General features: G+C 36.5%; 2 protein-coding genes. Both read right to left on the bottom strand.

Going from position 1 to position 2,159, the window contains the following annotated elements; genetic code table 11:
- Positions 1–178 precede the first annotated feature (178 nt).
- The gene (locus tag ABZA26_RS13455; protein ID WP_372715012.1) at positions 179–745 is read right to left on the bottom strand and encodes a DNA-3-methyladenine glycosylase I; all 567 of its coding nucleotides are present in this window, start codon (positions 743–745) and stop codon (positions 179–181) included.
- 41 nt (positions 746–786) lie between these two features.
- Positions 787–1,563, bottom strand: coding sequence for an SDR family NAD(P)-dependent oxidoreductase (locus ABZA26_RS13450; RefSeq protein ID WP_372715011.1), 777 nt, complete (start codon positions 1,561–1,563; stop codon positions 787–789).
- Between the last annotated feature and the right edge of the window lie 596 nt (positions 1,564–2,159).

The following is a 2,159-nucleotide window of genomic DNA, read 5'->3' as shown; positions in this document are numbered from 1 at the left end:
TCAAGTTTTCTGAGCTGACTCAGCTCTAGTGCTTCAAGATCCCTCTTCATTTTTTCCATATTTTCTTTTTTATTTTCCTCTTTAAACTTAAAAAATACTACGTGAACTACCAATTCAATTCCCCCTTTTATTGTTATATATCTGTGATGTATTGAAAAATTAATCTTTATGACAAAAACTATTTTGATTCAGAAACCTCTTTATATCTAAAACATGAAATAATATGATCATTCACAAGTCCCGTAGCCTGCATATGGGAATAAAGTATTACAGGTCCTAGAAACTTAAATCCGCGTTTTTTCATATCCTTTGCCAGGGCTTCTGACTGAGGTGTCTTTGCAGGAAGCTCCTCTATACTTTCATTACAGGAAACAAGCTGCTTCCCTCCTACAAAGGACCATATATAACTGCTGAAACTCCCGAACTCTCTCTGGATTTCCATAAAAACCCGTGCGTTATTTACAGAGGCTTCTATCTTTTTTCTGTTTCTTATTATCCCCTCATTCTCCATGAGTTCTTCTATTTTTTCCTGATCAAATTCTGCCACGATTTTCGGATCAAAGTCCTCATAAGCCTTTCTGTAATTCTCCCTTTTCTTTAAGACCGTGAGCCAAGAAAGGCCTGCCTGGGCAGATTCTAAAACCAGAAATTCAAAGTGAATCCTGTCATCATACACAGGGACACCCCATTCTTCATCATGATATTTTACATATAGAGGGTTGTCCCCACACCAGCTGCATCTCATATTTACCCTCCTCTATAAAAGTATAATTCCCATCAGACATATTATTTTTGCCTGTAAGATGTCCTTCCGTCAGCTTGATGATTGGAAGTAACTGTCAAATCACATATCTGTACATTCAGAGGGAGATTAGTTGCATATATTATTGTGTCCGCCACATTTTCAGCCATTAGAGGCTCTATACCCTCGTATACTTTGTCTGCTCTTTTTTTATCTCCGCCAAATCTTGTGATGCTAAAGTTGGTTTCCACCATTCCAGGATTTATTGTGGTAACCCTCACAGGAGTATCTATCAGGTCTATCCTCATTCCGTCACTCAGAGTCTTCACAGCCGCTTTAGAGGCACAGTAGACACCTCCTCCTGCATAGGCAGCCTGAGCCGCAGTGGATGCTATGTTGACAATATGACCGTCTGGACTGTGCTCTAGCATATATGGAATTACAACCCTCGACACATATAGAAGTCCTTTTACATTGGTATCCATTATTGTGTCAAAACTCTCAAAACTGCTTTCATGGATTTTATCCACCCCAAGAGCCAGCCCTGCATTGTTGATCAGAATATCTATTTTTTTAAACTCTTCAGGAAGATTGTTCACTGCATCTTTTATCTCTTCTAAATTCCTTACGTCAAACTTCAGAATATGTACTTTTATGTCGTACCATTCATGGAGTTTTGACTTCATCTCCTTTAATACATCTATATTTCTTCCTGTAAGAATGAGATTCGCCCCCATTTTTGCATAGGCCATGGCTGTGGCTCTTCCTATCCCGCTTGTGGCTCCTGTGATAAATATCATTTTTTTTGATATTCTATTCATTTTACCCCTCCTCTAAACAAGTTCAAAATAATTATACCCCTTTACTTTACCAGCGTAAATATTTTTTTGAATTTGCAGTTTTATTTATTTGATCTTTTATGGGTAAATTACTGAATTTCTACGAACTCTGTTACTTTTCCTTGATGAAAAGTAACCAAAAATCAAGGCCTGTGAAAAATAAGCTAAATGACCTTGGAAATCCAAGAAAAACTCGAAACTCGCTGCGCTCAAACAGTCGATTTTTTCTAAGGATTTCTCTGCGGTCATCCTTAACGCTGATTTTGTCAATGCCACTTAAAGATTAAAATATTTAAATGCTTTTTAAAATCTTTAGAATCTTTAAAGTCTTTTAAAGGTTTTGAAGTGCCTATTCGCAGGACGAGCGTGAAGAAATATAATGAATTTTACGTAAAGAAAATACAATGTCTGAGCGCAGCGAGTTTTGTATTTTTAGTAAAATTGATTATATTTTAGCTTGGACAAGACAAGGCTTGATTTTTGGTTACTTTTCATCAAGGAAAAGTGACAGCCTTTCGGAGAAATTCAGTAATTTATTTAAAAATAAAAGAAGCTCTTTGGATATTTATTTCCAAGAG

It is taken from the genome of Ilyobacter sp. (assembly GCF_041583315.1).
GTDB lineage: Bacteria > Fusobacteriota > Fusobacteriia > Fusobacteriales > Fusobacteriaceae > Ilyobacter.
This window is presented reverse-complemented; position numbering and strand designations above follow the sequence as displayed.